The sequence below is a fragment of the Microbispora hainanensis genome, from assembly GCF_006874475.1.
Lineage (GTDB): Bacteria > Actinomycetota > Actinomycetes > Streptosporangiales > Streptosporangiaceae > Microbispora > Microbispora hainanensis.
Window position 1 is genome coordinate 34,710 of the sequence record NZ_VIRM01000049.1, and the last position, 26,212, is coordinate 60,921.

Genomic DNA, 26,212 nt, shown 5'->3' on the forward strand with positions numbered 1-26,212 from the left:
GCCCGCGCCGCTCGCGCGGGAACGCGCGCAGGCGCCGCGTGCGGCCGTCTCGGCTGAGGCAGGGGCGGCTGAGGCAGGGTCGATGGTCATGCGCACTCCAGCGGACGGTACGGCGCGGGCACCCACCGGGCCTCACCCTGACGGAACCGGATACGCCCGATGCCGGGGAAGGGAAGATGAGCGCCCCCGACCACCCACCCCCGCATCCGGATCTCGTCCAAGATGCGCATGCGGGCGGCGCGGGCACCAGGCCGATCGCTGTCGATGTCCATCGCGACGTGCGGGGCCCGCAACTGAACGGTGTGACTGTGCATGGTGTCACCCCACAACAGCAGCCGCTCCCCGTCACCGCTCACCAGGTAGCCGCTGTGACCTGGGGTGTGGCCGTGGAGATCGACCGAGGTCACGCCCCGCACCGGCTGCTCACCGTAGGCGAAGGTGGAGAACCGGCCGCGGGCACGATAGGGCGTCAGCGCCTGCGCGGCCCATCGGTGGATCTGTGCGTGCACGCCCTCAGCGGCCGCGGCGTCGTTCAACCAGTGCTGAGCGTCGAGTGCCGACAGGTGGACGGTCGCGGACGGGAAGGCCGCCTCCCCGCCCGCGGTCACGAGACCGAAAGCGTGGTCGGGATGCAGGTGCGTGATGAGGACGTCGTCGACCAGTTCCGGGCTGACTCCGGCGGCGCGGAGGTTCTCCAGCAGATGACCGGTGCCTGGTCCGAGGGAGGTGCCGGCGCCCGCGTCGACCAGCACCGTGCGTCCGCCCGTCCGGAAGAGGAAGGTGTTCACGGCCGTCAGGAGGTCGCCCTCCGGTGGGAGGAATCCGTCAGCCAGGAGCTCGCTGATCCGCTCCGGCGACTCGCCGTGCATGTCGGTGGCGAGGATGGGCAGCGCCCCGTCGTAGACGGTGGTCACGGTGATTCCACCGACGCTGGTGCGCGCGAATCCCGGAGCCTGGGCTGGAGTTGTCGCGGTCGAACTCATGACCCGAGTATTCGAGGGCTCGGCCGTCGCGTGCCTGTCCATGTCGTGGTCAGGCACGCGACGGCGGCACGGCTTCGGCACGGAGACGGGACGGCGCTCGTCCGGAAGGGCTGACTGTTGCATGGGGCGGGGCTTACGATGATCACATGTTCGGCTTGGGCACGGTCGAGGTGTTGGTCCTCGCCGTCATCGTGATCGCGCTTCTCGGTGTGGGTCTCGCGGCGGTGCGGGCCGGCGCACGCCCCGCCGGGCCGCTGGCCTGGCGCAGCCCCGGCCTGCTGCCGCCGGTCTCGGCCGACCTGCAGCACCGGGTGCGGGAGCTGTACGCCGAGAACAAGAAAATCGAAGCGATCAAGCTGATCCGTGAGCAGACCGGGCTCGGCCTGAAGGAGGCCAAGGACCTGGCCGAGGCCCTGGCCGCCGGGCGGCCGCTGCCGGTGGCTCCGGACCACGCGCGGCCGGACCTGGCGTCGCGGGTGCGGGAGCTGAAGGCGGCCGGGCGCGGCGAGCAGGCGGTGTTCCTGGTGCGCGGCGAGACGGGCATGGGCCAGGCGGAGGCCGAGCGGTTCGTCGACGCGATCGACGTCGCCGGCGAGGCGTAGAAGACACGCCGCCGGGCTGTCCGCTGTCGGTGCGGGTCGGTACGGTGTCGATCATGCTGCCCGTACAGGTGAACAGGCTGACCGTGCAGGAGGCCGGGGATCGCTATGTGGAGCTGGTCCGCGCCAAGACGGTGACCGGTGCGCTGTCGCCCTCCACGGCCGAGGTGTACGCGCGCGACGTGGCCACGTTCGTACGGCTGGCCGGGCCGGGCCGGGTGCTGGACGACCTGACCGGCGAGGACGTCGACGCGGTGCTGCTGGCCTTCGCGCGCAAGCCGGACGAGCGCAGGAAGCGCGACGGGCAGGACAAGAGCAGCGGGGGAAACACGGGACAGAGCGCGGCGTCGCAGGCGAGGTTCCGCCGGTCGGTGTCGGCGTTGTTCCGGCACGCCACGTCGGCGGGGTGGGTGCATCTGGATCCGATGGCGGCCTCGTCGGTGCGGGCGCGCGAGCGGGGCGGGCTGCGGCCGGAGCGCCGGGCGCTGACCCGGGAGCAGGCCGAGGGCCTGATCGAGGCGGCGGCCTCGCCCGCCGCGCCGCCCGCGGAGACGGCCGGTTCGGGGGCGGGGCGGCGCAGGCGGGCCGACCAGCGGACGGAGGTGCGTGACGCGCTGGTGGTGCTGCTGCTGACCACGCTGGGCCCGCGCGTGTCGGAGCTGGTGCGGGCCAACGTGGAGGACTTCTACACCAACGACGGGGTGCGTTACTGGCGCATCTTCGGCAAGGGCGGGCGCACCCGGGACGTCCCGCTGCCCGATGCCGTCGCCTCCGCGCTCGACGCGTACCTGGCGGTGCGGGCGGGCGGGGACGGCGAGAAGGCGCTGCTGCTGTCGTGGCGGGGCAGGCGGCTGGCGCGGGGCGACGTGCAGGCGGTCATCGACCGGGTGCAGCGGCAGGTGGATCCCGGGCGGCGCCGGGCGGTGACGCCGCACGGGTTACGGCACACGACGGCGACGCACCTGCTGGCCGACGGCACGGACATGGACGCGGTGCGGCGGGTGCTGGGCCACAGCGACCTGTCGACGCTCGGCCGCTACCGCGACGACCTGCCCGGGGAGCTGGAGGTGGCGATGGGGTCGCACCCGCTGCTGCGCCGCCGGCGCGGCCGGGCCGTACGGGACGACCAGGCCGGGCCGGACGCCTAGCGGGGTGGTCAGGCGTCGCGCACGGGCTGGCGCAGGATGGTGCGCAGCGCCGCGGGATCGGTCTCCTGGACGCCGCTCAGGTAGATCTCGTGGTGGAGGCCGGCCGGGACGAGGCCGTGGGCGCGCATGAACTCGTCCATCAGCGCGAGCGACTTCGGTTCCTCGGCGAAGGAGCCGTGGTGGGTCATCTGGACGCACCGCCCGTCGGTGAAGGTGACGAGCTGGACGGCGTCGATGCCGGGGGCGGGGCGGGCGGCCTCGCGGGCCTGCTCGGCGAGGGCGGGGTCGAGGGTGTCGGGCAGGCGCAGGAACAGGTGCCAGTGCCATTCGTCCCTGGGCACGTCGAGGGGATGGCGGGTGGTGTCCTCGACCCACCAGCGGCCTTCGAGCACGGGCATGGGCAGTCCGGCGAGTCCGGTGAGTGGTCCCGCGACGGCGTACAGGGCGGTGATCGCGGCCATGTGTGCGGGTCCGCCGGGCGCGCCGCGCCCGGTGACGCCGAGTCCCGTGACGGGGCCGAATTCGGCGAGTTCGGGGGTGTCGGCGGCGGAATACCAGTTCATCGTTCGTCCTCCAGAGCGATCATCAGGTGGGTGACCAGCCGCTCGGGCGGGGTGGTCGCGGGGTCGGAGACGTAGGCCTCGCGGAGCGGGCCGGTGGGGGCGTGCCCGCGTTCGGCGCACCAGGCGAGCAGGGCGTGGGCGGTGAGCGGGATCTGGTCGTAGGGGCCGACGTGCGCGGCGACGGCGAACGTGCCGCCGGGCAGGATCTCGGGTGCGGCGCCGGGCACCTGCGGCAGGCCGGTGCCGGTGAGGGCGACCGCGACGGGGACGGACTCGCCGTAGTCGAGCGGGAACAGCCCGACGAGGGCGGGTGCGGGCGGCGCGGCGGCGAGCAGGCGGGCGACGCAGGCGGAGGTGGCGCGGCCGATGTCCTCGGGGGTGGCCGCCAGGTCGCGGACGACGATCGCGGGGCGTGGCGGTTCGGCGACGAGGGTGACCTCGGCGCCGGGCAGGCCGGTGGCGAGGATGCGTTCGAGGCTGTTGAGGGTGCGCCTGCGGCGGGCGAGTTCGGCCTCCAGGTCGTCCCTGACCCGCGCGAGCGCGGCGGCCGCGGAGCCCCCTGCCGGGGCGTCCTGTCCCCCGTCGCCGCCGGACAACACGTCCGCGATGACCGGCAGGGGGACGTCGAGGGAGCGCAGCAGGCCGATGACGAGCGCGTCGCGGGCCTGTGCGGTCCGGTAGTAGCGGTAGCCGCTGGCGGGGTCGATCCAGGCGGGTTCGAGCAGCCCCAGTGCGGCGTAGTGGCGCAGTTGCTTGACACTGAGCCGGGCGAGGCGGGCGAACTGCCCGATCGACAGAAGGTCGTCGTGCACGTGCCCCAGCATGGCCTCTCCCCCGGTGGGAGAGTCCACCACCGGATTCTTTCGAGAAATTGTCGTGCCGGGTGTCGAGAATGTGGTGCCGGCTCCGTCCCAGGGATGCGAGCGGCCACGACAGGCCCCACGACACAGGAGAACGACGATGAAATACCTGATCCTGAAGCACTACCGGGGCGGCCCGGCCCCCGTCGTCGACTGCGGGACGATGGACACGTGGACGCCGGAGGAGGTCGACGCGCACGTGCAGTTCATGCGTGACTTCGCGGCCCGCCTGGAGGAGACGGGCGAGTACGTCGAGGGCCAGGGCCTGTCCCCCGAGGGCGCGTTCGTACGGTACGACGGCGAAGGGCGCCCGCCGGTGACCGACGGCCCGTTCGCCGAGACCAAGGACCTCATCGCCGGCTGGATGGTCATCGACGTGGACTCCTGGGACCGGGCGGTCCAGCTCGCCGGGGAGCTGTCGGCCGCTCCCGGGCCCGGCGGCAAGCCCATCCACGAGTGGCTGGAGGTCCGGCCGTTCCTCACCGAGCCGCCCACGGTCACCGAGTGAACGAGTCGCTGCTGCGGGAGCTCGTGCCCGCGGTGATCGGTGTCCTCGTCCGGCGCGGAGCCGACTTCGCCTCGGCCGAGGACGCCGTGCAGGAGGCCCTGATCCGGGCGCTGGACACCTGGCCCGCCGATCCCCCGCGCGATCCGAAGGCCTGGCTGGTCGCGGCCGCCTGGCGCAGGTTCCTCGACGCCGCCCGCGCCGAGGCGTCGCGGCGGGGCCGGGAGCTGGCCGTGCAGGCCGAGCCTCCGCCCGGTCCCCCGCCCGCGACCGACGACACGCTGCGGCTGTACTTCCTGTGCGCGCACCCCACCCTGCCGCACAGCTCGGCCGTGGCCCTGACGCTGCGCGCGGTCGGCGGGCTGACCACGCGGCAGATCGCGGCGGCCCACCTCGTCCCCGAGGCGACCATGGCGCAGCGGATCAGCCGGGCCAAACGGCGGATCGCGGGACTGCCGCTCGACCAGCCCGGCGATCTCGGCACGGTGCTGCGCGTTCTCTATCTCGTGTTCAACGAGGGGTACGGCGGAGACGTCGACCTGGCGGCCGAGGCGATCCGGCTGACCCGCCAGCTCGCCGCCCTGACCGGCGAGCCCGAGGCCGCCGGGCTGCTCGCGCTCATGCTGCTGCACCACGCCCGGCGCGCGTCGCGCACCGGCCCGGGAGGCCGCCTGGTCCCCCTCGCCGAGCAGGACCGGTCGCGCTGGGACACCCGCCTGATCGCCGAGGGGGTGGCGATCCTGCAGGCCGCGCTGGCCCGCGACCGGCTGGGCGAATATCAGGCGCAGGCCGCGATCGCCGCCCTGCACGCCGACGCCCGCAGCGCCGCCGAGACCGACTGGGTGCAGATCGTGGAGTGGTACGACGAGCTGCTGCGCCTGACCGGCAGCCCGGTGGTGCGGCTCAACCGCGCGGTGGCGGTCGGCGAGGCCGACGGGCCGCGCGCCGGCCTGGCGGCGCTGGACGGCGTGGACCCCGGCCTGCCCCGCTACGCCGCGGTGACGGCCTACCTGCACGAACGCGCCGGCGATCTCCCGCTGGCCGCCGAGCTGTACGCCGAGGCCGCCCGCGCCGCCACCAGCGTGGCCGAGCGCGACCACCTCACCCGGCAGGCCGCGCGGGTGCGGCAACTGCTCGCGCCGTGAACGTGCCGAGGTGCGGCCGCTGGTGACGTCCAGGCATCGGGACGCGACCGGGTTGACCCTCACGTAACGAGAGGCCGCAGGCTTGGACCCGGAAGGGAGGAGAGCCCGTGGGTTACTCGGTCGGCCAGGTCGCCCGCTTCGCGGGGATCACCGTGCGGACGCTGCACCACTACGACGAGATCGGGCTGCTGCGGCCCAGCGAGCGCACGGCCGCCGGATATCGGCGCTACAGCGAGCCGGACCTCGACCGGCTGCAGCAGGTGCTGTTCTACCGGGAGCTCGGGTTCTCCCTGGAGGAGATCGCCGTCATCCTCGACGAGCCGGGCTCGGACCCGGTGACCCACCTGCGCCGCCAGCACGAGTTGCTGCGACGCAGGATCGGGCGGCTGGAGGCGATGGCGGCGGCGGTCCAACATGCCATGGAGGCGAGGAAGATGGGGATTTCCCTCACGCCGGAGGAGCGGTTCGAGATGTTCGGCGACTTCGACCCGGCGCAGTTCGCCGAGGAGGCGGAGGAACGCTGGGGCGGCACCGACGCGTTCGAGCAGACCCGCCGCCGGACGGCCCGCTACACCAGGGACGACTGGCGGGCCATCACGGCGGAGGCCGGCGAGGTGCTGCAGGCGTTCGCGGCGGCTTTCGCCGAGGGGGCGCCCGCGGACGGCGAGCGGGCGATGGACGCGGCCGAACGGCACCGGGCGCACATCACCCGCTGGTTCTACGACTGCACCTACGAGATCCACAAGGGTCTCGGGGAGACGTACGTGGCCGACCAGCGCTTCGCGGTCAACTACGAGCGGGTCGCCGAGGGCCTGAGCCGCTGGATCCGCGACGCCATCCACGCCAACGCGGCACGGCACGCCTGACCCCCGGGGGGGTCAGGCGCAAAGGGGACTCAGGGAGGGGTCACAGCACGGCGGCCAGCGAACCGGTCATCAGGCGGCGCCATCCGCCGTCCATGATGGAGCGGGCCCGCCGCTGCATCTCGCTGCCGGGGTCGAAGCCCTCGTGCGTGAGGAACAGCCGGGTGCCCCGGCCTTCGGGTTCGAGCGTCCAGGTGATCGTCCAGTCGGCGCCGGCGGGGCTGGCCGGGTCGGCGTCGCGCCAGCCCAGGCGGAGCATGCGTTCGGGCTCGAAGGCCAGCACCTCGGCCTTGACGGTGCCGGAGAACCCGGTGCCGGGCATGGCCGTCCCGCGCATGGTGTAGCGGTGGCCCACGCTGAGGCGGAAGTCGCCCGGCATGAACCATTGCGCGAGCAGGTCCGGGTCGGTTAGGGCCTGCCACACGCGGGCGGGCGGGTGCGCCAGGTATTCGTCCAGGCGCAGCACGGTCGGGTCGTCGGCGTCGTTCATGGCCTCTCCTCGTCCTGGTCCGCGCGGGGGCCGCCGCCGCTGTCGTACGGCGGACCGCCGGCGCATGTCGTGGTGTCTGTCGTTTTGCTGTCTGTCGTCGTTCCGGTGTCCGCGGTCTCGGCGTCGTCGAGCAGGTGGCGCAAAGCGGACAGCTTGTCGCGCCAGAACCGCTCGTAAGGGTCCAGCCAGTCGCGGACCCGGACGAGTGGAACGGGCTCCAGGCTGTAGAGCCGGCGCCTGCCGTCCCTGCGTTCGCTGACCAGTCCCGCCTCGCGCAGCACCCGCAGATGCTCCGAGAAGCTGGGCCGGGCCATGGAGAAGCCGGAGGCCAGCTCCTGGACGGACCGGGGCCCGCGCTCGCGGAGCAGGCGCAGCACCTCGCGCCGCACCGGGCTGGCGAGCGCGGCGAAGATCTCGTCCTCAGAAGACGACGACGACGGCGACGGCGGCGGCGGAGTCGACGCAGCCGGCGGCCGTGACGCGGGAGGCGACGGCGACTGGGGCCCTGCGGCGGTGGGGGTGACGTCCACGGCACCATCATACGTAGGAAATTTCCTACCTGTCATCCTCGGGGGCTTCACTGACAGGAAACGCGCCGGTAACACGACCCAGTCAAGATGGGGACTCGTGATCAGGGCCATTCTGTTCGACCTCGACGAGACCCTTTTCGATCATCGCCGGGCGGTCGCACACGCCGCGACCCGCTGGACCGAGTCGGTCTGCCCCGGTCATGAGCTGCTGCCGGAGGCGCCGGCGCTGTGGCTCGACCTGGAGGACAAGCACGTGCCCGCCTGGCAGGCCGGGGAGTGCTCGTTCGCCGAGCAGCGGCGCCGGCGGTTGCGTGACTTCTGCCGGCGGCTCGGGCTGCCCGCGCCGTCCGACCCGGACACGGCCTTCGCCGGCTTCCTGACCCACTACGAGTCCGCCTGGACCGCCTTCGCCGACGTGGCCGAGACGCTGGACGCGCTGACGGCCCTCGACGACGCCCCCGCGCTGGGCGTGCTCACCAACGGCGTGGCCCTGCAGCAGGAGGCCAAGCTGCGCAGCATCGGGCTGATGGACCGCATGGAAGTGGTGCTGACGCCCGACACGCTCGGCGCGTTCAAGCCCGCCTCGCAGTGCTACCACACGGCCGCGGCCAAGCTCGGCCTGCGCCCGCAGGAGGTGCTCATGGTCGGCGACAACCTCCTGCTCGACGCGGTCGCCCCCACCCTGGCCGGTATGCACGGGGTGTGGCTCGACCGCTACCGTGCCGAGCCCGGCGCCTCCTCCCCCGCCGTGACGAGAATCACCACCCTGCGCGACCTGCCCGACGTGCTGGCCGCGCTGCGCCCGCGCCTGCTCGGCCCGTCACGCGCCGCCTGAACCGCGCCCTCTGACCTGCGCCCGCCTGACCCGCGCAGGGCCCGGTCAGGTACGCAGGCCCGCGGCGGCCACGCGGCGGCGGGCGAAGCCGAGCCGTTCGTAGACGACGATGGCCGCCCGGTTCCAGTCGTCCACCATCAGCGCCGCGCGGCCGTGTTCCGCGATCAGCGCGGCGGCCACGAATCGGCACACCCGCTCCCCCAGCCCGCGTCCCCGCGCCGGTTCGGCGGTCGCGACGCCGGCCAGCAGGCCCACCGTCGGCGCCGACCACGCGTCGGCCGCGACCGCCAGCAGGGCCCCCGAGCCGTCCCGGACGCCGGCCCAGCGGCGTACGCGCGGCAGGCCCGGCACGGCGTAGGAGCCGGGGCTGGCGGCGGCGAGCAGCGCCGTCACCTCCGGGGCGGCGGTGTCCGCCAGCCAGGACGCCGCCCCCTCCGGACCGGTCCCCTGCCCGCTCGTCACCTCCGGGCTCGTCACCTCCGGGCGGGGTGGGGCGAGCTTCTCGGTGCCCATCCAGGAGAAGTGCCCGGCCAGCTCCAGCTCGGGCACGGCCTCGATGAGGCGTTCGATCAGCTCCGCGTCGCCGAGGGGCCGGTAGGACGGGCCGCACTCGGCCAGGGCGTGCCGTACGAGCGGGGCGGCCTGGGCGGCCGGGCCCCGCACCACCAGGCGGTCGCGCCGCGACGCCTCGGGGCTGGCCACCGCCACCGCCTCCCCGTACGCCCAGGCGCGTACGCCGGGCCGCATGCCCTGTGCCGCCCACACCACGAGGTCGTCGTCGCCCGAGGCGGCGACGACCTCGGCCTCGCTCACCAGTTCGCGCACGCGTGTCCCTACAGGATCGAGCCCGGGACGTAGGCGGCGTCGCCGGGATGGCGCGCGGTGATCTCGCCGATCCGCGCGGTCACGGCGGCCACCTGACCGGCGGCCGCGCCGGCGAAGGAGGCGCGGTCGGCCAGCAGCGCGTCGAGCTCGGCCCGGCCGAGGGGGAAACGCTCGTCGGCGGCCAGCCGGTCGAGCAGTTCGTTGCCGGCGCCGCGCGAGCGCATGGCCAGCGCCGAGGCGACGGCGTGCTCCTTGATGATCTCGTGGGCGGTCTCGCGGCCGACCCCGGCCCGCACGGCCGCCATGAGCATCTTGGTCGTGGCGAGAAACGGCAGATAGCGGCCCAGCTCGGCCTCGATGACCGCCGGGAACGCGCCGAACTCGTCCAGCACGGTCAGCATGGTCTCCACCAGGCCGTCGAAGGCGAAGAACGCGTCGGGCAGGGCGACCCGGCGGACGACCGAGCAGGACACGTCGCCCTCGTTCCACTGGTCGCCGGCGAGCTCCCCGGCCATCGAGGCGTACCCGCGCAGGATCACCGTCAGGCCGTTGACGCGCTCGCAGGAGCGGGTGTTCATCTTGTGCGGCATCGCCGACGAGCCGACCTGGCCTTCCTTGAAGCCCTCGGTGACCAGTTCGTGCCCGGCCATCAGGCGGATGGTCTTGGCCAGGGACGACGGGGCGGCGGCAAGCTGCACCAGCGCGGTCAGCACGTCGTAGTCGAGCGAGCGGGGGTAGACCTGGCCGACGCTGGTGAAGCGGCGGGCGAACCCCAGGTGCGCGGCGACGCGGTCCTCCAGCTCGGCCAGCCGCTCCTCGCCGCCGAGCAGGTCGAGCATGTCCTGCGCGGTGCCGACCGGGCCCTTGATCCCGCGCAGCGGGTAGCGCTCCAGCAGGTCCTCAAGGCGTTCGTAGGCCACCAGCAGCTCGTCGGCGGCGGTCGCGAAGCGCTTGCCGAGCGTGGTCGCCTGCGCGGCGACGTTGTGCGAGCGGCCCGCCATGACGGTCGCGGAGTGCTCGGCGGCCAGGCGGCCCAGGCGGGCCAGCAGCGCCACGACCCGCCCGCGCACCAGCAGCAGGCTGTCGCGGATCTGCAGCTGCTCGACGTTCTCGGTCAGGTCGCGGGAGGTCATGCCCTTGTGGACGTGCTCGTGCCCGGCCAGGGCGCTGAACTCCTCGATGCGGGCCTTCACGTCGTGCCGCGTGACCTTCTCCCGCTCGGCGATGGAGGCCAGGTCGACCTGCTCGGCCACCTTCTCGTAGTCGGCGATCGCCTGCTCGGGCACCTCGATCCCGAGGTCGGCCTGGGCCTTCAGCACGGCGAGCCAGAGCCTGCGCTCCAGCACCACCTTGTGCTCCGGGGACCACAGACGGGCCAGCTCGGGCGAGGCGTAACGAGCGGCCAGGACATTCGGGATACGCGGCTTGGCATTCACGTTGGCCCAGTCTATTGAGGCCGTTCCCTCCGGCTGTCCGCAGGTGCCGGAAGGGCCTTACGTGACGGGCTCGGCCGCCGGGGACTGCTGCGCGCCCCGGCCGCGCAGGCGGTCCATCTCCCGCCACTGCGGCAGCAGCGCGGCCAGGTTGGTGGTCAGGAAGTACGCCGCGCCGGCCACCAGCAACACCGGCACGAGGCCGGTCCACGCCACCGCCGCCCCGGCGATCAGCCCGCCCAGGGGGATGCCCGCCCACGCCATCGCGTCGCCCAGCGCGTTGACCCGGCCGCGCAGGGCATGCGGCACCCGCTCGAAGGCGATCGCCCCCAGGATCGGGTTGAGGAAGCCTCCACCGGCCCCGCTCACCACGAACACCGCCAGCACCGCCCACATCGGCACGTCGGCCGCCAGCACCAGGAACCGCGGCGCCCCGGCCAGCAGGAACCCGGCGAAGAACACGACCCGGCGCGGCATCCGGTGCGCGACGGCCGCGGCGACCAGGCTTCCCGCGACCGCCGTGGCGCTCCACACGCCGTTGCTCAGCCCGATCGCGGTCGGGCCGTTGCCGGACCGCTCGGCCCACACGGGCAGCAGCACGGTGCCGAACGCCGCGTCCAGCAGGTTGGTGATCCCGACCATGACGATGATGGTGAGCAGCAGCGGCTCGCCGCGCAGGAACGCGAAGCCCTCGCCGAAACGCCGCCAGTAGCCGGACTCGGATGCGGCCGGGGCCTCGTCGGCCGGGTGGCCCATGCCGCGCGGCAGGGCGAACGCGATGATCAGCGACCCGAGGGCGAAGCACACGGCGTTGAGGACCAGGCCGGTCAGCGGTCCCAGCAGCGCCACCATGAAGCCGCCGGCCGCCGGGCCGAGGGTCGAGGCCAGCCGTTCGGTCACGCCGGACAGTCCGGTGGCGCGCTCCAGCGGCACCAGGGCGCGCTCGGCGGCCTCCGGGACCATGATCTCCTTCGCCAGGTCGCCCGGGCCGCGTACGGCGCCGATCACCGCGACCAGGGCCAGCAGCACGGGGAAGGTCAGCAGGCCCGCGGCGTGCAGCAGGGGGATCGCGGCGGCCGCGGCCGCGCTGACCGCGTCGGTGCTCCAGGAGACGACCCGCGGGCCGGTCCGGTCGACCAGCGGCCCGGTCAGCGCCTTGACCACCACGTACGGAGTCATCTCGCAGAACGCCACCAGCCCGGTCTGGGTGGCGCTGCCGGTCGTGACCAGCACGAACCACGGCAGCGCGACGGCCGACACCCGGGTGCCGGTCAGCGCGACCGCCATGGCCGCGAGCAGCCCGCCGAGCGGCCGCAGCCTCCGTGCGCGGGAGGGACCGCCGGGGAGCCCGTCCGTGCGCGTTTCCTGGCCCGTCATCGGGGGTCGTCTTCCTGGGCGGTGTTTTCCTGAACGGTGTTTTCCTGGGCGGTCTCTTCCGGTGCGGTGTCTTCCGGTGCGGCTTCTTCTTGAGCGGGGGGCGCGTCCAGTTCGGGCAGGATCTGCACGATGAGCGACACCCGCTCGGCGTCCGCGGGGGCGCCGGCCGCCTCCGGGCTGTCGCGGCGGTGGCGGGCGATGACCTCCCACAGCTCCTCGCGCAGGGCGACGGCCTCCTGCGGGGTCAGCCGCAGCGCCCAGTCGCTCATGTCGGCCGCGGCACGCCAATCGCGCGGCATCGTCGGCAGCTCGTTGATCGTCCGCTGGGTGCGCATGGCGTAGGTGGCGGCGACGGACTGCAGGTAGGCCAGCGTGGCCTCGGGCTCCTGCTCGGCCAGGTCCAGGTCGTCGAGATAGGTGGACTGGTGAACCGCGCGCCACCATCGCTCCCGCGCGTTGCCGCGGGCGGTGTCCTCCTCGACGAATCCCGCGGCGGCGAGCCGGCGCAGATGGTAGCTGGCCGCGCCGGAGTTGATGTTGAGCAGCTCGGCGAGCCGGGTGGCGGTCGACGGGCCGTGCTTGCGCAGCAGGCCCACCACCTGCACGCGCACGGGATGGGCGAGCGCGCGCAGTCCTTTGGCGTCGAGGACGACCGCGTCCTCCGCGAGCGGGTTGCGGGGGGTATCGCCGTGATCGGTCATGCCGACACCATAAACCGCAAACAGTTCTTCGCAAAGACTTCTTCGCGAAGAACTGTTTGCGGTTACCTGGTCGTGGCGGCCCGGTTCATGAGGCGCGGTTCACGCCGCCGGGCTCGATCGGCCGGTTCACTGCGCCGGGTTCACTGGGCCGGGTTCACTGGGCCGGGTTCACTGGGCCGGGTTCACTGGGCCGGTTCGAGGGCCTCCTTGCCGTACACGGTCAGCTCGTCCTCACCCGAGGCGGGCGGCTTCGGCGTACGGCGCATGCGCTCCTTGAGCCGCTCCACCACCGTGTAGAGCGTCGGCACCAGCACCAGCGTCAGCAGCGTCGAGGAGATCAGGCCGCCGATCACGACGATGGCCAGCGGCTGGGAGATGAACCCACCCGAACCGGTCACGCCCAGCGCCATCGGCGTGAGCGCGCAGATCGTCGCGATCGCGGTCATCAGGATCGGGCGAAGCCGCCGCCGGCCGCCCTCCATGACCGCCTCCACCACGCCCAGCCCCTGCTCGCGATACTGGTTGATCAGGTCGATCAGCACGATCGCGTTGGTGACGACGATGCCGATCAGCATCAGCATGCCGATCAGCGCGGGCACGCCGAGCGCCGTGTCGGTGGCCAGCAGCAGCCCGATCGCACCGGTCGCCGCGAACGGGATCGACACCAGCAGGATCAGCGGCTGCACCAGGCTGCGGAACGTCGCCACCATGATCATGAAGACGATCGCCACCGCGAGCAGCATGGCCAGCCCCAGGTCGGCGAACGCGTCCTGCTGCTCGGAGCTCGCACCGCCGATCTTGTACGTCACCCCGGCCGGCAGCGTCAGCGTCTTCAGCGTGTCGGTGACCTTCGTGGTGATCGCACCGAGGTTGGACGCGTCGGCGGTGCCCGACACCGTCGCGGTGCGGTCGCCGTCCTGCCGGGTGATCTGGGTCGGGCCGTCGGCCTTCACCACGTCGGCGACGTCGCCGAGCTTCACCGGGCCCGTCGCCGTGGGGATCTCGAGCTTCCTGATCGCCGCCATGTCCTCGGGCGCGTCACCGCCGGCGCGCAGGATCACGTCGCTGGAGCGGCCGTCGACGTCGATCGAGCCGACCGGCGCGCCGCGGAACGCCTGCGCGACCAGCTGCCCGATCCCGGCCTCGGTCAGGCCCCTGGCGGCGGCCTTCTCCCGGTCCACGTGCACCTCGACCCGCGGGATGCTGTCTTCGAGGTTGGAGGCCACGTCGCGCAACCCGTCGATCTTGGCCATGGCGTCGCGCACCGCGGTGGCCGCCGTCTTCAGCGCGGCCTGGTCCGCGCCCTGCACGATGACCTGCACCTGGTCGGAGTTGAACCCGCCGCCGCTGCCGCCGACCGTGACGTCGCCGATCCCCGCCAGGCCCTTCAGCCGCTGCCGCAGCCGCTCCTCCAGCGCGGAGGTGTCCACGCCCTCCTTCAGTGTGACGGAGAACGACGCGCGATCCGCGCTGCCGCCCACCCCGCCGAGGAAGCGGTTCCCGCCGCCGACCGTCACCTGGTAGGACTTCACGCCCCCGTCGGCCTCCAGCACCGCCTCGACCTTCCTGGCCGCCGCGTCGGTGGTCGCCAGGGCGGTCCCGGCCGGCATCCGCTGGCTGATCTGCGTGGTGTCGTTGCCCGAGTTGTCGAGGAAGTTCGTCTTCAGGTTGGGCGCCAGGGCCATCGTCGCGGCGAACACCACCACCCCGATCAGCACCGTGATCAGGCGCCGCCGCGTCGCGAACCGCAGCACCGGCAGGTAGATCCGCTGCAGCGGGCTGCGCAGCTCCCTGCGCTCGGCGTCCTCGCGTGCAGCCTGCATCTCCTGCGGGGTGAGCGACGGCGCCTTGAGGAACCAGTACGCCAGCACCGGGATGACGGTCAGCGCCACCAGCAGCGACGCCAGCAGCGCCACGGTCACCGTGATGGCGAACGGGCTGAACAGCTGCCCCACCATCCCGCCGACGAAGGCGATCGGCAGGAACACCGCGACCGTCGTGAGAGTGGAGGCGGTCACCGCGCCGGACACCTCGCGCACCGCGCCGAGGATCGCCCGCCGCTTCTCCTCGCCGTAGGCGAGATGGCGCTTGATGTTCTCCAGCACCACGATCGAGTCGTCGACCACCCGGCCCACGGCGATCGTCAGCGCGCCCAGCGTCAGCAGGTTCAGCGAGTAGTCGCCGATCCACAGCGCGATCAGCGCGATCACCACCGACAGCGGGATCGACACGGCCGTGACCAGGGTCGAGCGGACCGACAGCAGGAACACCAGGATCACGAGCACGGCGAACGCCAGGCCCAGCAGGCCCTCGGTCGTGAGGTCCTCGATAGACCGCTCGACGTACGGTGCCTGGTCGAACACCACGGTCAGCTCGGCCGTGTCGCCGAGTTCCCGCGTCAGGTCCGGCAGGGCGTCGTTCACCGCGTGGGAGATCTGCACGGCGTTGCCGTCGGGCACCATCGTCACCGACACGCCCAGGGTCGGGGTGCCGTTGGTGCGGGTGAGCGTGGTCGCCACGGCGCCCTCGACCCTGATGTCGGCCACGTCGCCGAGCTTCACCGGCTTCGGCCGGGCCCCGGCGGCGCGGGCCTGCGCCGCCGCGGCGGCTGCGGCCGTCCCCTGCCCGGCCACGCCGCTCTGACCCGCGCCCCGGCCCGCGGTCTGTCCCGCGGCCTGTCCCGTGCTCGCGCCGCCGCGCTGCCCGGCCACGGCGCCCTGGCCCGCCGCGGGCGCGGCGGGGGTCAGGTAGAGGTTCTCGAGGTCCTTCACCGTACGCACCGGGTCGCCGATCTGCACGGTCAACGACTTGCCGCCCTCGGTCAGCGTGCCGGCCGGGATGGACACCCCGTTGGCCCGCAGGAGATCGGGGATGGCCGCGGCCGACAGCCCCAGCAGGGCGAGCCTCCCCTGGTCGGGGGTGATGACGACCTGCTGCTCGGCGGCGCCGCTGACGGTGACGTCGCGGACGCCCTCGATCGACTGCAGCTCCGGCACCATGATCTTCTCGATCTTGTCGGCCATGGCGTGCTGGTCGCCGCCGTCGCCCACCGCGATCGCCATCACCGGGATGTCGTCGGTGCTGCCCGCGACCACCTGCGGATCGACGTCGGCCGGAAGCTGCGCCTTGATCCGGCTGACGGCCTGCTGCATCTTCCCGATCATCTGGTCGATGTCGGTGCCGTACTCATACGCCACCTGCACCTGCGACATCCCTTCACGGGAGGTGGAGGTGATGTCGGTGACGCCGGCGATACCCTGGAACGCGCTCTCGATCGGCTTGGTGACCTGCTCCTCGACGATCTCGGGAGCGGCACCCGGATAACTCGCCACCGTGAACGCCGCGGGGAACTCCAGCGACGGGAAAAGCTGTTGTTTCAGCGAGGGAATCGCGAACAAGCCGAAACCCGCGAGCACCACCGCAATCATGATCACGAGAGTGCGGTTGCCAAGGCTCAGCCTGGCCAAGGAGGTCATCCGAGCTCCTGACATCGGGGGAAACTGTTTTCTCAAGCCTAACACTTCGCCTCATGCGAACATTCAGCTGTCGCATTAACGGCTGGTAACCTCTTGACCCGAGAGGTGACAGTGAACGACAGCCCAGCCGAGCGGCGCGCCGGAACCGGCGCGGCGTCCGCCCCCCGCCCGCAGGACGACCCCGCCACCCGCGAGAAGATCGGGGAGGACGCCGAGCGCGGGTGTCTCATCACCCGCCTCGCCGAGCTGCAGCGCAGCATGGGCCGCTTCTTCGCCCGCGACCGCTCGATGCCGCTGCTCGCCTCCACCCTCACGATGCAGCAGCTCAAGGTCGTCATGTTCCTGTCGTTCGCCGGGTCCACCTCCGGGCAGGAGCTCGCCCGCCACCTCGGCGTCGGCCTGGGCACCGTCACCGGCATCGTCGACCGCGTGGTGGCCCAGGGCCTGGCCAGCCGGCACGAGGACCCCCACGACCGCCGCGTACGCCGCGTCGAACTCACCGATGCCGGGCGGCGGCTCACCAGCGAGATCGTCGAAGCCGGCACCGGAGGCTACATCCGCCTCCTTCGGCGCCTCGACACCGAGACCCTGCGCACCATGGAGACGGTGATGCGCAGGATCGAGGACGTGATGCGCGAGATGCACGCCGAAGACGCCGGCCCGCCCGACCCGTCCCCCTGACCTGCCCTTCGTTTCGTCCTTCGCCCCTGGCCGCCAGGCGCGCTCCGGCCTGCTGCTACCTTCCGGCGGCATGCCGACCTACATCGAGGAACTCTTCTCACTCACCGGCCGGGTCGCCCTCGTCACCGGAGGCAGCTCCGGCATCGGATACACCATCGCCGAGGCGCTCGGACGCGCCGGAGCGGCCGTGGTCGTGGTCGCCCGGAGACGGAAAGAGCTCGCCGAGGCCGTCGACAGGCTCCACGGCCACGGCGTGCGCGCCGCCGCCATCAGCGCCGACCTCGGCGACCGCGCCGACGTCGCCCGCGTGTGCGAGGAGGCGGACCGCTTCTTCGGCGAGATCGACATTCTCGTCAACGACGCCGCCAACAACATCAGAAAGCCCATGGCCGAGCTGACCGCCGACGACTACGACCAGACCGTCGCCGTCAACCTCACCGCGCCGTTCCTGCTCGGACAGCACTTCGGCCCCCGCATGGCCGCCCGGGGCCGGGGCCGCATCATCAACATCGGCTCCCAGCAGTCCATCAGCGCCTTCGGCGACAGCGGCGTGTACGGCACGGCCAAGGCCGGCATCTGCGGCCTGACCCGCTCCCAGGCCGAGGCGTGGTCGGCGCACGGGGTCACCAGCAACACGCTCATCCCCGGCTTCATCCTGACCCCGCTGACCGAGCCCGCCCAGGCCGTGCCCGGACGGGTGGAGCAGATGGCCGCCCGGACCATGACCGGCCGCAACGGCGTCCCCGACGACTTCCGCGGCGTGGCCGTCTTCCTCGCCTCCGGCTCCTCGTCGTACGTCACCGGCCAGGCCATCTGCGTCGACGGCGGCTTCAGCGTCCACTAGGTCCTTGCCAGGAGCCCGCCTGCGGGTTTCCGGGGCCGTGGCCGACCGCTGATCGCTACTTGGCCCCGCGCCGCAGCTACCGAGTTCCAGGCCGGGTATGAGGGTCACGTCCCGGCGCAACCGGACGAGCGACAGCGAACGCCGGGGCAGGAACAGGAAGGCACGCACCGAGATGTCCCGCTCCCGCGCGCGCGACCCGCGCGACACCAAGGTCCCCGCGGGGGGCCGTTCGACCCGGCGGCTGGTCGTGGCCGCGCTCGTGATCGCCGCGGCGGGGGTCGTGGCCGCCCAGCCGGCGATGGCCCGCGTCGCCCCGCATCACCCCCGTGCGAAGCTCAGTGTCGCGCGCACGCCCGGTCCGGGCGGAGGCGGCGGGCAGCTGAGCAGAAGAGGGCGTACGGGCGGCGGCCAGGTCATCAAGGGCGGGCGCGCAGGCGGCGGCCAAGGGCAGTCCGGCGCGGGCCACTACAACCAGAACCTGACCGGCGTCATCAGCCCCGCCTTCGTCCGGGGCCAGGCGCAGCAGGCCATCACCGACCACGGCAGGTTCGACGTGGAGTCCGGCTTCTGCGGAACCGATCCGGAGTTGTGCTCGATCACCCAGGACATGCCGATCCGCCACGGCTCGTGACCCGACGTGACCACCACCGGCCATACCGCTGATCCGCCGATCCTGCGAGCCGCCGGGCCGGCCGCGCCGGGGCTCAACCGCCTCAGGCGGTGAAACACCTTTCTGCGCATTCGACGGTTGGCACCTATTCGGCGCGCATGCGTCCGATCTCGGACTGGAAGACCTCCTGCGTCCGGCTCAGGAAGGTGGCGATCAGTTCCAGCTCCTCGTCGGTGTAGTCGTCCATGGCTCCCCGCCACGCCTGGACGAACGGCCGGAACACCGGTGCGACGTCCTGCGCCGCCCGCTGCACCTGGAGCGTGACCATGACCTTGCGGCGGTCGGAGCCGTCGCGCTCGCGCCGTACGTATCCGGCCGCCTCCAACCGGTCGATCACCCCGGTGACGGACGCCGTCGTGATGCCCGCGCGCCTGGCCAGTTCACTGGCCGTCATGGGGCCGTCGCTGAGCAGGTTGAGGCAGTGCAGATCCGTCGTGTTCACCCCGATCCGCTCGGCCGCGGCCTGGCTCATCGAGACCGACCACGCGCCCGTCCGGCGCAGTGCGTCGAGCAACTGGACCATGAGCTCGGCGCGCCTTGACACGACCACACCAACTCCTTAGCCTTCCAGATATCTAGGAAACCTAGAGATATGCCTCTCTAGTGACTAGCCTACCGGGAGGATCCCATGATCAAGGACGTGGTCAGGCGCTTCTACGACGAGGTGCTCAACGCCGACGACCTCGACGTCGCCGACGAGATCGTCGGCCCGGACTTCGCGCCCCGCGCCGGTTCCGTCCGCGGCCCCGAGGCGCTCAAGGAGACCGCCCGCTACCTCCGCAGCGCGGTGCCCGACCTGCACTTCGACGTCGACGACCTGATCGCCGAAGGCGACCGGGTGGCCACCCGGTGGACGCTGCGCGGCACCCACCAGGGCGACTTCTTCGGCTTCCCCCCCACCGGCGGCCCGCTGGAGGTGCGCGCCTGCGTCGTCTTCCGGCTGGAGGACGGCAAGGTGGCCGAGATCTGGCCGGTCATCGACTCCAGTTCGCTCCCGCGCGCCGCGTGACGCCCGCGACCCCCTGATCCCGGCGTCGAGGAGTTCCGGCCTGCCCGCCGGCGCCCCGGCGGGCACGTGACCGGGCCCGGACTCAGGGCCGGGCCCTCACTGCAGCCGGGGAGCGACCGATTCGGCGGAGACGGTGACCTCGACAGTGATGTACGGATTATCCGGCTGCGGGAGCCGCAGCGCACGAGTGAACTGTTCCGTATCGTCCGGCATCACCTTCGGCTGAACGACGACCTTGACCCGCCCGGTCTCCTCATCGGCGTGCGCCGTCATCGTGGCCACCTCCGAACGCGATCGAAGCCGGGCGACGACCGCGTCCTGGGCCCGCCGGAGCTCCGCGGCCGAGAATCCCTTGCCGCCGATCAGGGTGACCTCCACGGGAAGGGTTTTGGTCAGCTCGATCGCGCGAGCCGGGATGTGACCCTTGAAGCCGACGCGCAGCCCCCGCTGGTCGTCGACGTATCGGACGCCGGAGATCTCGTCGGGGAACTCCGCGTTGAGCTCGTCGATCACCCCTTGGTTGGACAACTGCGAGCCGAAGCGGTCGAGGGCCTCCTCGTAGGAGATGCCCTCCGACCTGGCGATGGTGCCCAGGTCGACCAGCTCGGCGTACGGAATGCCGTCGATCGCCACGCCCGGCTCGGTCGCCGCCGGGTCGTATCCCTCGAAGTCCGTGGGCCTGGACGACGCGGTGGCGGCCATCCGGGTCGCATACCGCCGGACGACCTCCTCCAGAGGCCGGCCCGACTCCGCCGCCTCTCGCTTGAGCCGCTCCAGGGTGGGCCGATGCGCCGCAGGCTGGTCGGCACGCGGCAACACGATCGTCTCGGTCCCGGCCACGGTGGACGCCGGACCGGCACCGGACCCGCCGCAGGCGCACAACGTCACGAGCGCGGCGATGACGGCCAAAAGCGATCTTGTCATACCCCATGGACGCGCCGGCGGCCCGGAGGGTTCAACGGGGCCTGCCCCGCATGCAGTCCGGGATGACGTCGTAGCCGTCTCCCCTCGCGTTGAGATACGCCGGCGCCGGCGCCTCGCCGGAGGCCGCGGTGTTGATTCTCCGCGGTCCCGCGGCGGTGTCCCGCCCCACGTCCTGACCGTGACGCGCCGCGGGATTCCGGTGTGAAAGTTGCACGACCCGCCTAACTCCTCCGCAGCTCAGGGCCCAACCGGGGGCCTTCCGCTTGACCGTTTCAGTACGTCCTGATCACGATCGCACGAGCAAGATCCTCAAGAAAAGGGACGTAATGAGCACCCTGCGCATCGCCAGGCCGGCCATCGCATTTCTCACGGGCGCAGCGGTGGCCGCCCAGGTCCTCACCGGCGTACCCGCCGCGACCGCCGACACCGCTCCCTCCGAGACCGCGCCCGTCACCGTCACCGTCAACACCCGCGCGGGCCTGGCCTCCGTGTCCGACACCGCCGTGGGCACCAACCACGCCATCTGGGACGGCAACCTCGGCACGAACGAGACCGCCGACCTCCTCAAGGCCGCCGGCGTGAAGATGCTGCGCTACCCGGGCGGGTCGTACGCCGACATCTACCACTGGAAGACCCACACCGCCCCCGGCGGCTACGTCGCCCCCGGCACCGACTTCGACACCTTCATCAGCGGAGCCAGGCGCACCGGCGCCCAGCCGATCATCATCGCCAACTACGGCACCGGCACCGCGCAGGAAGCCGCCGACTGGGTCGAGTACGCCAACGTCACCAAGAAGTACGGCGTGAAGTTCTGGGAGATCGGCAACGAGAACTACGGCAACGGCCACTACGGCGCCGACTGGGAGGCCGACGACCACACCGACAAGAGCCCCGCCGAGTACGCCAGGAACCTCGTGCAGTACTCCGACGCCATGAAGGCCGTCGACCCCACCATCAAGATCGGCGCAGTGCTCACAACCCCTGCCAACTGGCCCGACGGCATCGTCGCCGAGGGCGACCAGGCCACCTGGAACGACACCGTCCTGTCGATGGCCGCCTCGAAGATCGACTTCGTCATCCTGCACTGGTATCCGCCGTACAGCAACGCCGCCGACGTCCTCACCAAGACCGCCCACATCCCCGACATGATCTATCTGGTCCGCAAGCAGATCGCCAAGCACGCCGGCGCCCGCGCCGGTGACATCGGCATCGCCGTGACCGAGATCAACAGCGGGATCGCGCCGAACACCCAGCCCGGCGCGCTGTTCGCCGCCGACGCCTACGCCGGCCTCCTGGAACAGGGCGTCTTCACCGTCGACTGGTGGAACGTCCACAACGGCATCGGCACCGTCACCACCGTCGCCGGCCAGACCGACTACGGCGACTTCGGCATGCTGTCCAGCGGCGGATGCTCCGGCGACACCTGCGAACCCCCGCTGAACACGCCCTTCGCCCCCTACCACGCGCTCTCTATGATCAGCGCGTTCGCCCGCCCCGGCGACCGGTTCGTCCGCGCCGCCACCGACGAGCCGCTGGTCGTCGCACACGCCGTACGCCGCGCCGACGGCGACCTCGCCGTCCTGCTGATCAACCGCGACCCGGACGGCGAACACCAGGTGGAGATCGACTACGACGGGTTCACCCCCGCCGGCGGAGCGCCCACGGTGCAGACCCTCACCAACGGCGCCACCTCCGTCAGTACCGCCCACACCGGCACCGCCACCACCCAGACCCTCCCGCCGTACTCGCTGACCACGCTGGTGCTGCACCCGGCCACCGCCACCACCGGCGCCCCCACGGCCCCCGGGCAGCCTGCCGCGAGCGGCGTCACCGACAAGACCGCCACGATCTCCTGGCCCGCCGCCCAGCCCGGCGCGAGCCCCATCGCCAAGTATGAGATCCACCGCCAGAACGGCGCCGTCACCGAACAGCTCGGCGAGACCTCCGGCACCTCCTTCACGGTCCGCAACCTCGTCCCGGGCACCCGCTACACGGTCAACGTCATCGCCCGCGACACCGCCGGCCGGGTCTCCTGGGCCTCCCCGCCGCTCACCTTCGCCACCGGCAGCCCCGAAAAGAGCTCCTGCTCGGTACGCCTGACCGACACCAGCGACTGGGGCAACGGGTTCGTCGCCACCGTGGACGTCACCAACACCGGCACGGCCGCCATCGACGGCTGGACGCTCCACTTCACCTGGCCCACCGCCTGGCAGAGCGTCAGCAGCGGATGGAGCGCCAACTGGACGCAGACCGGGACCTCGGTGACCGTCACCAACACCCCGGACAACGGCAAGCTCGCCCCCGGCGCGAGCACCTCCATGGGCTTCGTCGGCGCCTACAGCGGACCCAACGTGCTGCCGACCGCCTTCACCCTGAACGGCACCCTCTGCACCGCACAATGAGCCGCATGCCATGATCGCGGATTTGACTTAGAGCGCGCTCCAACTCCCAGACTGGTCCCCATGGACGAGGGCATGACCATCGCGCAGGTAGCGCAGCGTACCGGCCTCACCGCTCACACGCTGCGCTACTACGAGCGCACCGGACTCATGCTGGAGCCGCCGCCACGCGGCGGCAACGGCCACCGGCGCTACACCGAGCGGGACGCCGACTGGATCGCACTGCTCACCCGCCTGCGGGCGAGCGGCATGCCGATCGCCGCCATGCGCCGGTACGCCGAACTCGCCCGCAGGGGCAGGGACAGCTACGTGGCCCGCAAGGAGCTGCTCGAGGCCCATCGGGCCGACGTGATCGCCAAGATCGAGCAGCTCCGAAGCGATCTCGAGATCGCCGACTACAAGATCGATCTCTACAGCCGCAGAATCAGGGGAGAAGAATGAAGCAGCACACGCTCGGCCAGGGCCTGCGCACCTCGGCGCTCGGCCTGGGCTGCATGGGGATGAGCGACTTCTAGGGGCCGGGCGACGAGTCCGAATCGATCCGCACTCTCCACCGCGCGCTCGACCTGGGGATCACCCTCCTCGACACCTCCGACGCGTACGGGCCGTTCACCAACGAGAGGCTCGTCGGGAAGGCGATCGCCGACCGGCGCGACCAGGTGGTGCTGGCGACCAAGTTCGGCATCGAGCGCCTGCCCGACGGCACCCGCGTGGGCGTCAACGGCCGCCCCGACTACGTACGCCGCTGCTGCGACGCCTCGCTGCAGCGGCTCGGGGCCGACCACATCGACCTGTACTACCAGCACCGCATCGACCCCGGAGTCCCCGTCGAGGAGACCTGGGGTGCGATGAAGGAGCTGGTCGAGGCCGGGAAGGTGCGCCACCTCGGCATCTCCGAGGCCGCGCCCGCCACCGTGCGCCGGGCGCACGCCGTCCATCCCGTCACCGCGGGACAGTACGAGTTCTCCTTGTTCACCCGGGACATCGAAAACGAGCTGCTGCCCACGCTCCGGGAGCTCGGCATCGGCCTGGTGGCCTACAGCCCCCTCGGGCGCGGCCTGCTGACCGGCGCGTTCAGCAACACCGGGGAGCTGTCCGGCGACGACTTCCGTCACCACAACCCCCGCTGGCAGGGCGACAACTTCGCCGCCAACCAGGCCCTCGTGGCCAAGGTCGGCGAGATCGCCGCCACGCTCGGCGCGACCCCGGCCCAGGTGGCCCTCGCCTGGGTGCTGACCAGGGGCGGGGACGACGTCGTGCCGATCCCCGGCACCAAGCGGGTCGCCCGGCTGGAGGAGAACGTCGCGGCCCTGGACATCAAGTTCGAGCCGGAGCATCTCGACGCGCTCGACTCCCTCGCCGGTCAGGTCGCCGGCGAGCGGTACAACCCGGCCGGAATGAGCACCGTCAACCACTGACCTGCCATCGGAACCCGGCACGGACCTCGTGCCGGGTTTCCCCGCTTTTGCGGGTTCGCATTTTGAAGTTGATCTTGGTCTTCCAACCGACCGGGCGCCTTTACAAAGTAGATCAGGATTGATTGTCGGCGGCCTGCACCGCGGCGGCGAGCGGTTCGAGCCCCGCGATCAGCTCGTCGAGCTCGTCCCCACTCAGCACCTCGTACGCCGGGGCCGCCAGCTCGTCGGTGAGGGCCTCGATCCGCCGCCTGGTCTCGCGGCCGGCGTCGGTGAACCCGCCGGCGGCGTCCACGAGGCCGCGGTCGCGGAGCCCGTCGACGACGGCGGCCAGCTGCGCTTTGGGCAGGTGGTGGATCCGGCCGAAGTCCTCCGCCATCATGCCGAGGGACAGCGCCATCAGGACATGGGCCTCGGTGCCACCGATTCCGTGGGCGACGAGGGCGGCGTTGTGGCCGTCCCCGCGGTGTTCCCGCAGCAGCGTCGCCGCGTGCCACAGCCTGGCCACCGGCTCCTCGGGCACGTCGAGCGCCCGGAGCCCGGCGTACAGCGGCCGGCCCTCGGCCGGCGCGCCGACCGCCGCCCGGGTGGCGAGGTCGGCGATCCGCACCAGGCCGGGAAAGCCGGCCCACTCCCCCAGCACCTGCCGCAGCGCGGTGGCGCTGGCCTGCTCGCGTACGGCGATCGCCTCCTCCGGGGTGATCTTCCCCCACACCCAGGGGATGTGGCGCGCCGCCTCTCCCTCGGCGAAGTTGTAGAAGACCGCGTGCACCACCTCGGCCGGCGCCGTCCCCAGCGGCGCCGCCCGGCCCGCGAAATACCCGTCCCAGTAGTTGCGCATGCCGAGGGCCAGGAACGCCTCGTTCACCACCTCGGAGAAGGTGACGGTAGCGATCGGCTCGACGAGCTCGAACATGCGGTGGACCTTGGCCGGCGGGTGAGACAGCATCGGTCGGCATCTCCCTTGGTCGTGGCAGCACCCTCGTGGGTGACCGCTCACCCAAGCTACGAACGGCGCGGCCCGGATCCGACACCTCCGGCCGAAAACTCGGGGCATGACGTGAATCCGAACGAATAGTCACGCCTCTGAACCAAGCTCGGCCGACCTTTCCGCGTCGCACTTCCACCATCCGGCGGCGAGCAGGCGAGCCACGTTGCCGAGTTCCGGGCGCTGCAGGTGCCGCTGTCAACAACCAGGTCCCACCTAGCGGCTGTGAGGTCGCCGCCACATATTGGCGGCTGCCGTCATGACGCGGAGGCCGGAGCCGCGGATCGGGTTTGCGGGTGCGGCCGGCGGAACAGATGATGGAGCCGGCGCAGGGCTTGCCGGTTGCCGGAGGCGGAGGCCGCGCCGCTGCTGATGGCTTCATCGAGGGTCGACCTGCTGGCGGCGAGGTCGCGGAAAGTCTCCGTGCTGGTTGTGATGATCACGTCAGGGTGTTGGGCCGGGCCGTGCACGGTTTCGATCGTGCCGTCGTCGATGCGGACGTGGAAGACTTCCTCCTCCACTCGGAACTCATACAGTGCCCGCAGGCCGGTGGCGGCCTCGGCGTCGAAGCATGCCTTCAGACCGAGCACCGCCCACCCGGGATGGAAGGCCTCTTGCTCGCGGGGTTCGTCCATGGCCCAGGTCAGCCCCCACCGGGCCAGGGCCATCACCACCGGTTCGAGGTCCGCCCCGGCTGGGGTGAGGGCGTAGGCGGGGGTTCGGGCCGGCGGGGGGAGGGTGACCTTGTGTGCCAGTCCTTCGCGTTCCAAGTGTTTCATCCGTGCCGCCAGCAGGCCGGTGCCCAGGCCGCGCAGGCTGTGTTGCAGGTCACTGAAGCGTTTGGGGCCGGTCAGCAGTTCACGGATCAGCAGCAGCGTCCACCGTTCGCCTACGAGGTCGAGGGTGCGCGCGGTCGCGCAGTACTGGTTGTAGTTCCGCTGTTCCACTT

The 26,212-nt window shown here is 72.0% G+C and carries 27 protein-coding genes; 13 read left to right on the plus strand and 14 right to left on the minus strand.

Translation table 11 applies throughout. The features are described 5' to 3' along the window. Positions 1–86 precede the first annotated feature (86 nt). A complete protein-coding gene (locus FLX08_RS30655) occupies positions 87–914 on the minus strand; it encodes an MBL fold metallo-hydrolase (RefSeq protein ID WP_167530629.1) in 828 nt (275 codons plus the stop codon). Between the two features lie 215 nt (positions 915–1,129). Here FLX08_RS30655 and FLX08_RS30660 point away from each other — a divergent pair, with 215 nt between their 5' ends. Both FLX08_RS30660 and FLX08_RS30665 read left to right on the plus strand, forming a co-directional pair. Beyond that, positions 1,130–1,585, plus strand: coding sequence for a ribosomal protein L7/L12 (locus FLX08_RS30660; RefSeq protein ID WP_142623751.1), 456 nt, complete (start codon positions 1,130–1,132; stop codon positions 1,583–1,585). A 53-nt stretch (positions 1,586–1,638) separates the two neighbouring features. Then, entirely contained in the window at positions 1,639–2,730 is a 1,092-nt protein-coding gene (locus FLX08_RS30665) for a tyrosine-type recombinase/integrase (protein WP_142623752.1), read from the plus strand. A gap of 8 nt (positions 2,731–2,738) precedes the next feature. Here FLX08_RS30665 and FLX08_RS30670 read toward each other — a convergent pair whose 3' ends face one another. Both FLX08_RS30670 and FLX08_RS30675 read right to left on the minus strand, forming a co-directional pair. Beyond that, positions 2,739–3,293 (minus strand): GyrI-like domain-containing protein, encoded by a 555-nt coding sequence (locus FLX08_RS30670; RefSeq protein WP_142623753.1) that lies wholly within the window; start codon positions 3,291–3,293, stop codon positions 2,739–2,741. Continuing rightward, entirely contained in the window at positions 3,290–4,144 is an 855-nt protein-coding gene (locus tag FLX08_RS30675; RefSeq protein ID WP_244313017.1) for a MerR family transcriptional regulator, read from the minus strand. Before FLX08_RS30675 ends, FLX08_RS30670 begins: the two co-directional genes overlap by 4 nt. A gap of 109 nt (positions 4,145–4,253) precedes the next feature. Here FLX08_RS30675 and FLX08_RS30680 point away from each other — a divergent pair, with 109 nt between their 5' ends. The 3 genes from FLX08_RS30680 to FLX08_RS30690 all read left to right on the plus strand — a co-directional run bounded on the left by FLX08_RS30680 (position 4,254) and on the right by FLX08_RS30690 (position 6,669). Further along, complete coding sequence (locus tag FLX08_RS30680; protein ID WP_142623754.1) at positions 4,254–4,661, plus strand: YciI family protein; 408 nt, start codon at positions 4,254–4,256, stop codon at positions 4,659–4,661. Then, positions 4,658–5,803 carry an RNA polymerase sigma factor gene (locus FLX08_RS30685; RefSeq protein ID WP_142623755.1) on the plus strand — a complete coding sequence of 382 codons (1,146 nt, stop codon included), beginning with the start codon at positions 4,658–4,660 and terminating at the stop codon, positions 5,801–5,803. Before FLX08_RS30680 ends, FLX08_RS30685 begins: the two co-directional genes overlap by 4 nt. Positions 5,804–5,910: 107 nt before the next feature. Beyond that, positions 5,911–6,669, plus strand: coding sequence for a MerR family transcriptional regulator (locus tag FLX08_RS30690; RefSeq protein WP_142623756.1), 759 nt, complete (start codon positions 5,911–5,913; stop codon positions 6,667–6,669). A gap of 40 nt (positions 6,670–6,709) precedes the next feature. Here FLX08_RS30690 and FLX08_RS30695 read toward each other — a convergent pair whose 3' ends face one another. Continuing rightward, positions 6,710–7,156: an SRPBCC family protein gene (locus FLX08_RS30695; protein WP_142623757.1), complete on the minus strand. Its 447-nt coding sequence runs from the start codon at positions 7,154–7,156 to the stop codon at positions 6,710–6,712. Next, the gene (locus tag FLX08_RS30700) at positions 7,153–7,686 is read right to left on the minus strand and encodes an ArsR/SmtB family transcription factor (RefSeq protein WP_244313018.1); all 534 of its coding nucleotides are present in this window, start codon (positions 7,684–7,686) and stop codon (positions 7,153–7,155) included. The genes FLX08_RS30695 and FLX08_RS30700 overlap by 4 nt, the downstream gene beginning before the upstream one ends. A gap of 97 nt (positions 7,687–7,783) precedes the next feature. Here FLX08_RS30700 and FLX08_RS30705 point away from each other — a divergent pair, with 97 nt between their 5' ends. Then, positions 7,784–8,521, plus strand: a complete 738-nt coding sequence (locus tag FLX08_RS30705) for an HAD family hydrolase (protein WP_167530630.1) — start codon at positions 7,784–7,786, stop codon at positions 8,519–8,521. Between the two features lie 45 nt (positions 8,522–8,566). Here FLX08_RS30705 and FLX08_RS30710 read toward each other — a convergent pair whose 3' ends face one another. From FLX08_RS30710 to FLX08_RS30730, 5 genes are all read right to left on the minus strand, one after another. Beyond that, complete coding sequence (locus FLX08_RS30710) at positions 8,567–9,346, minus strand: GNAT family N-acetyltransferase (RefSeq protein WP_208761765.1); 780 nt, start codon at positions 9,344–9,346, stop codon at positions 8,567–8,569. Between the two features lie 8 nt (positions 9,347–9,354). Next, positions 9,355–10,782 (minus strand): adenylosuccinate lyase, encoded by a 1,428-nt coding sequence (gene purB, locus FLX08_RS30715; protein WP_142623759.1) that lies wholly within the window; start codon positions 10,780–10,782, stop codon positions 9,355–9,357. A 57-nt stretch (positions 10,783–10,839) separates the two neighbouring features. Next, entirely contained in the window at positions 10,840–12,156 is a 1,317-nt protein-coding gene (locus tag FLX08_RS30720; protein ID WP_142623760.1) for an MFS transporter, read from the minus strand. After that, complete coding sequence (locus FLX08_RS30725; RefSeq protein ID WP_142623761.1) at positions 12,153–12,857, minus strand: ArsR/SmtB family transcription factor; 705 nt, start codon at positions 12,855–12,857, stop codon at positions 12,153–12,155. Before FLX08_RS30725 ends, FLX08_RS30720 begins: the two co-directional genes overlap by 4 nt. Before the next feature lie 182 nt (positions 12,858–13,039). Then, positions 13,040–16,348, minus strand: a complete 3,309-nt coding sequence (locus FLX08_RS30730) for an efflux RND transporter permease subunit (RefSeq protein WP_341874359.1) — start codon at positions 16,346–16,348, stop codon at positions 13,040–13,042. A gap of 96 nt (positions 16,349–16,444) precedes the next feature. Here FLX08_RS30730 and FLX08_RS30735 point away from each other — a divergent pair, with 96 nt between their 5' ends. The 3 genes from FLX08_RS30735 to FLX08_RS30745 all read left to right on the plus strand — a co-directional run bounded on the left by FLX08_RS30735 (position 16,445) and on the right by FLX08_RS30745 (position 18,489). Next, positions 16,445–17,014: a MarR family winged helix-turn-helix transcriptional regulator gene (locus FLX08_RS30735; protein ID WP_244313020.1), complete on the plus strand. Its 570-nt coding sequence runs from the start codon at positions 16,445–16,447 to the stop codon at positions 17,012–17,014. 70 nt (positions 17,015–17,084) lie between these two features. Beyond that, complete coding sequence (locus tag FLX08_RS30740; RefSeq protein WP_142623763.1) at positions 17,085–17,858, plus strand: SDR family NAD(P)-dependent oxidoreductase; 774 nt, start codon at positions 17,085–17,087, stop codon at positions 17,856–17,858. 97 nt (positions 17,859–17,955) lie between these two features. Beyond that, positions 17,956–18,489, plus strand: coding sequence for a hypothetical protein (locus FLX08_RS30745; protein WP_142623764.1), 534 nt, complete (start codon positions 17,956–17,958; stop codon positions 18,487–18,489). Between the two features lie 124 nt (positions 18,490–18,613). Here FLX08_RS30745 and FLX08_RS30750 read toward each other — a convergent pair whose 3' ends face one another. Next, positions 18,614–19,078, minus strand: a complete 465-nt coding sequence (locus tag FLX08_RS30750) for a MarR family winged helix-turn-helix transcriptional regulator (protein ID WP_142623765.1) — start codon at positions 19,076–19,078, stop codon at positions 18,614–18,616. 78 nt (positions 19,079–19,156) lie between these two features. Here FLX08_RS30750 and FLX08_RS30755 point away from each other — a divergent pair, with 78 nt between their 5' ends. Continuing rightward, the gene (locus FLX08_RS30755) at positions 19,157–19,537 is read left to right on the plus strand and encodes an ester cyclase (protein ID WP_142623766.1); all 381 of its coding nucleotides are present in this window, start codon (positions 19,157–19,159) and stop codon (positions 19,535–19,537) included. A gap of 96 nt (positions 19,538–19,633) precedes the next feature. Here the strand turns inward: FLX08_RS30755 and FLX08_RS30760 are convergent, their stop codons facing one another. Further along, on the minus strand, positions 19,634–20,461 hold the full coding sequence (locus FLX08_RS30760) for a hypothetical protein (protein ID WP_142623767.1): 828 nt from the start codon (positions 20,459–20,461) through the stop codon (positions 19,634–19,636). Positions 20,462–20,787: 326 nt separating this feature from the next. On the opposite strand from FLX08_RS30760, the gene FLX08_RS43070 reads away from it, so the two are divergent. The 3 genes from FLX08_RS43070 (at position 20,788) to FLX08_RS30775 (ending at position 24,278) form a co-directional block, all read left to right on the plus strand. After that, positions 20,788–22,863, plus strand: coding sequence for a cellulose binding domain-containing protein (locus FLX08_RS43070; protein WP_142623768.1), 2,076 nt, complete (start codon positions 20,788–20,790; stop codon positions 22,861–22,863). Between the two features lie 60 nt (positions 22,864–22,923). Then, positions 22,924–23,301 (plus strand): MerR family transcriptional regulator, encoded by a 378-nt coding sequence (locus tag FLX08_RS30770; RefSeq protein ID WP_142623769.1) that lies wholly within the window; start codon positions 22,924–22,926, stop codon positions 23,299–23,301. Between the two features lie 131 nt (positions 23,302–23,432). Then, complete coding sequence (locus FLX08_RS30775) at positions 23,433–24,278, plus strand: aldo/keto reductase (RefSeq protein WP_341874360.1); 846 nt, start codon at positions 23,433–23,435, stop codon at positions 24,276–24,278. Positions 24,279–24,390: 112 nt separating this feature from the next. Here the strand turns inward: FLX08_RS30775 and FLX08_RS30780 are convergent, their stop codons facing one another. Next, entirely contained in the window at positions 24,391–25,224 is an 834-nt protein-coding gene (locus FLX08_RS30780; protein ID WP_208761766.1) for a MarR family winged helix-turn-helix transcriptional regulator, read from the minus strand. 296 nt (positions 25,225–25,520) lie between these two features. Beyond that, complete coding sequence (locus tag FLX08_RS30785) at positions 25,521–26,210, minus strand: winged helix-turn-helix transcriptional regulator (protein ID WP_142623770.1); 690 nt, start codon at positions 26,208–26,210, stop codon at positions 25,521–25,523. Positions 26,211–26,212: the final 2 nt, after the last annotated feature.

Bases quoted from the DNA above. Each gene is read 5' to 3' on its own strand.
- FLX08_RS30740 (WP_142623763.1), top strand. From the start codon at position 17,085: ATGCCGACCTACATCGAGGAACTCTTCTCACTCACCGGCCGGGTCGCC.
- FLX08_RS30755 (WP_142623766.1), top strand. From the start codon at position 19,157: ATGATCAAGGACGTGGTCAGGCGCTTCTACGACGAGGTGCTCAACGCC.
- FLX08_RS30780 (WP_208761766.1), bottom strand. From the start codon at position 25,224: ATGCTGTCTCACCCGCCGGCCAAGGTCCACCGCATGTTCGAGCTCGTC.
- FLX08_RS30760 (WP_142623767.1), bottom strand. From the start codon at position 20,461: ATGACAAGATCGCTTTTGGCCGTCATCGCCGCGCTCGTGACGTTGTGC.
- FLX08_RS30680 (WP_142623754.1), top strand. From the start codon at position 4,254: ATGAAATACCTGATCCTGAAGCACTACCGGGGCGGCCCGGCCCCCGTC.
- FLX08_RS30695 (WP_142623757.1), bottom strand. From the start codon at position 7,156: ATGAACGACGCCGACGACCCGACCGTGCTGCGCCTGGACGAATACCTG.
- FLX08_RS30730 (WP_341874359.1), bottom strand. From the start codon at position 16,348: ATGTCAGGAGCTCGGATGACCTCCTTGGCCAGGCTGAGCCTTGGCAAC.
- FLX08_RS30665 (WP_142623752.1), top strand. From the start codon at position 1,639: ATGCTGCCCGTACAGGTGAACAGGCTGACCGTGCAGGAGGCCGGGGAT.
- FLX08_RS43070 (WP_142623768.1), top strand. From the start codon at position 20,788: ATGAGCACCCTGCGCATCGCCAGGCCGGCCATCGCATTTCTCACGGGC.
- FLX08_RS30725 (WP_142623761.1), bottom strand. From the start codon at position 12,857: ATGACCGATCACGGCGATACCCCCCGCAACCCGCTCGCGGAGGACGCG.
- FLX08_RS30745 (WP_142623764.1), top strand. From the start codon at position 17,956: ATGAGGGTCACGTCCCGGCGCAACCGGACGAGCGACAGCGAACGCCGG.
- FLX08_RS30770 (WP_142623769.1), top strand. From the start codon at position 22,924: ATGGACGAGGGCATGACCATCGCGCAGGTAGCGCAGCGTACCGGCCTC.
- FLX08_RS30670 (WP_142623753.1), bottom strand. From the start codon at position 3,293: ATGAACTGGTATTCCGCCGCCGACACCCCCGAACTCGCCGAATTCGGC.
- FLX08_RS30660 (WP_142623751.1), top strand. From the start codon at position 1,130: ATGTTCGGCTTGGGCACGGTCGAGGTGTTGGTCCTCGCCGTCATCGTG.
- FLX08_RS30720 (WP_142623760.1), bottom strand. From the start codon at position 12,156: ATGACGGGCCAGGAAACGCGCACGGACGGGCTCCCCGGCGGTCCCTCC.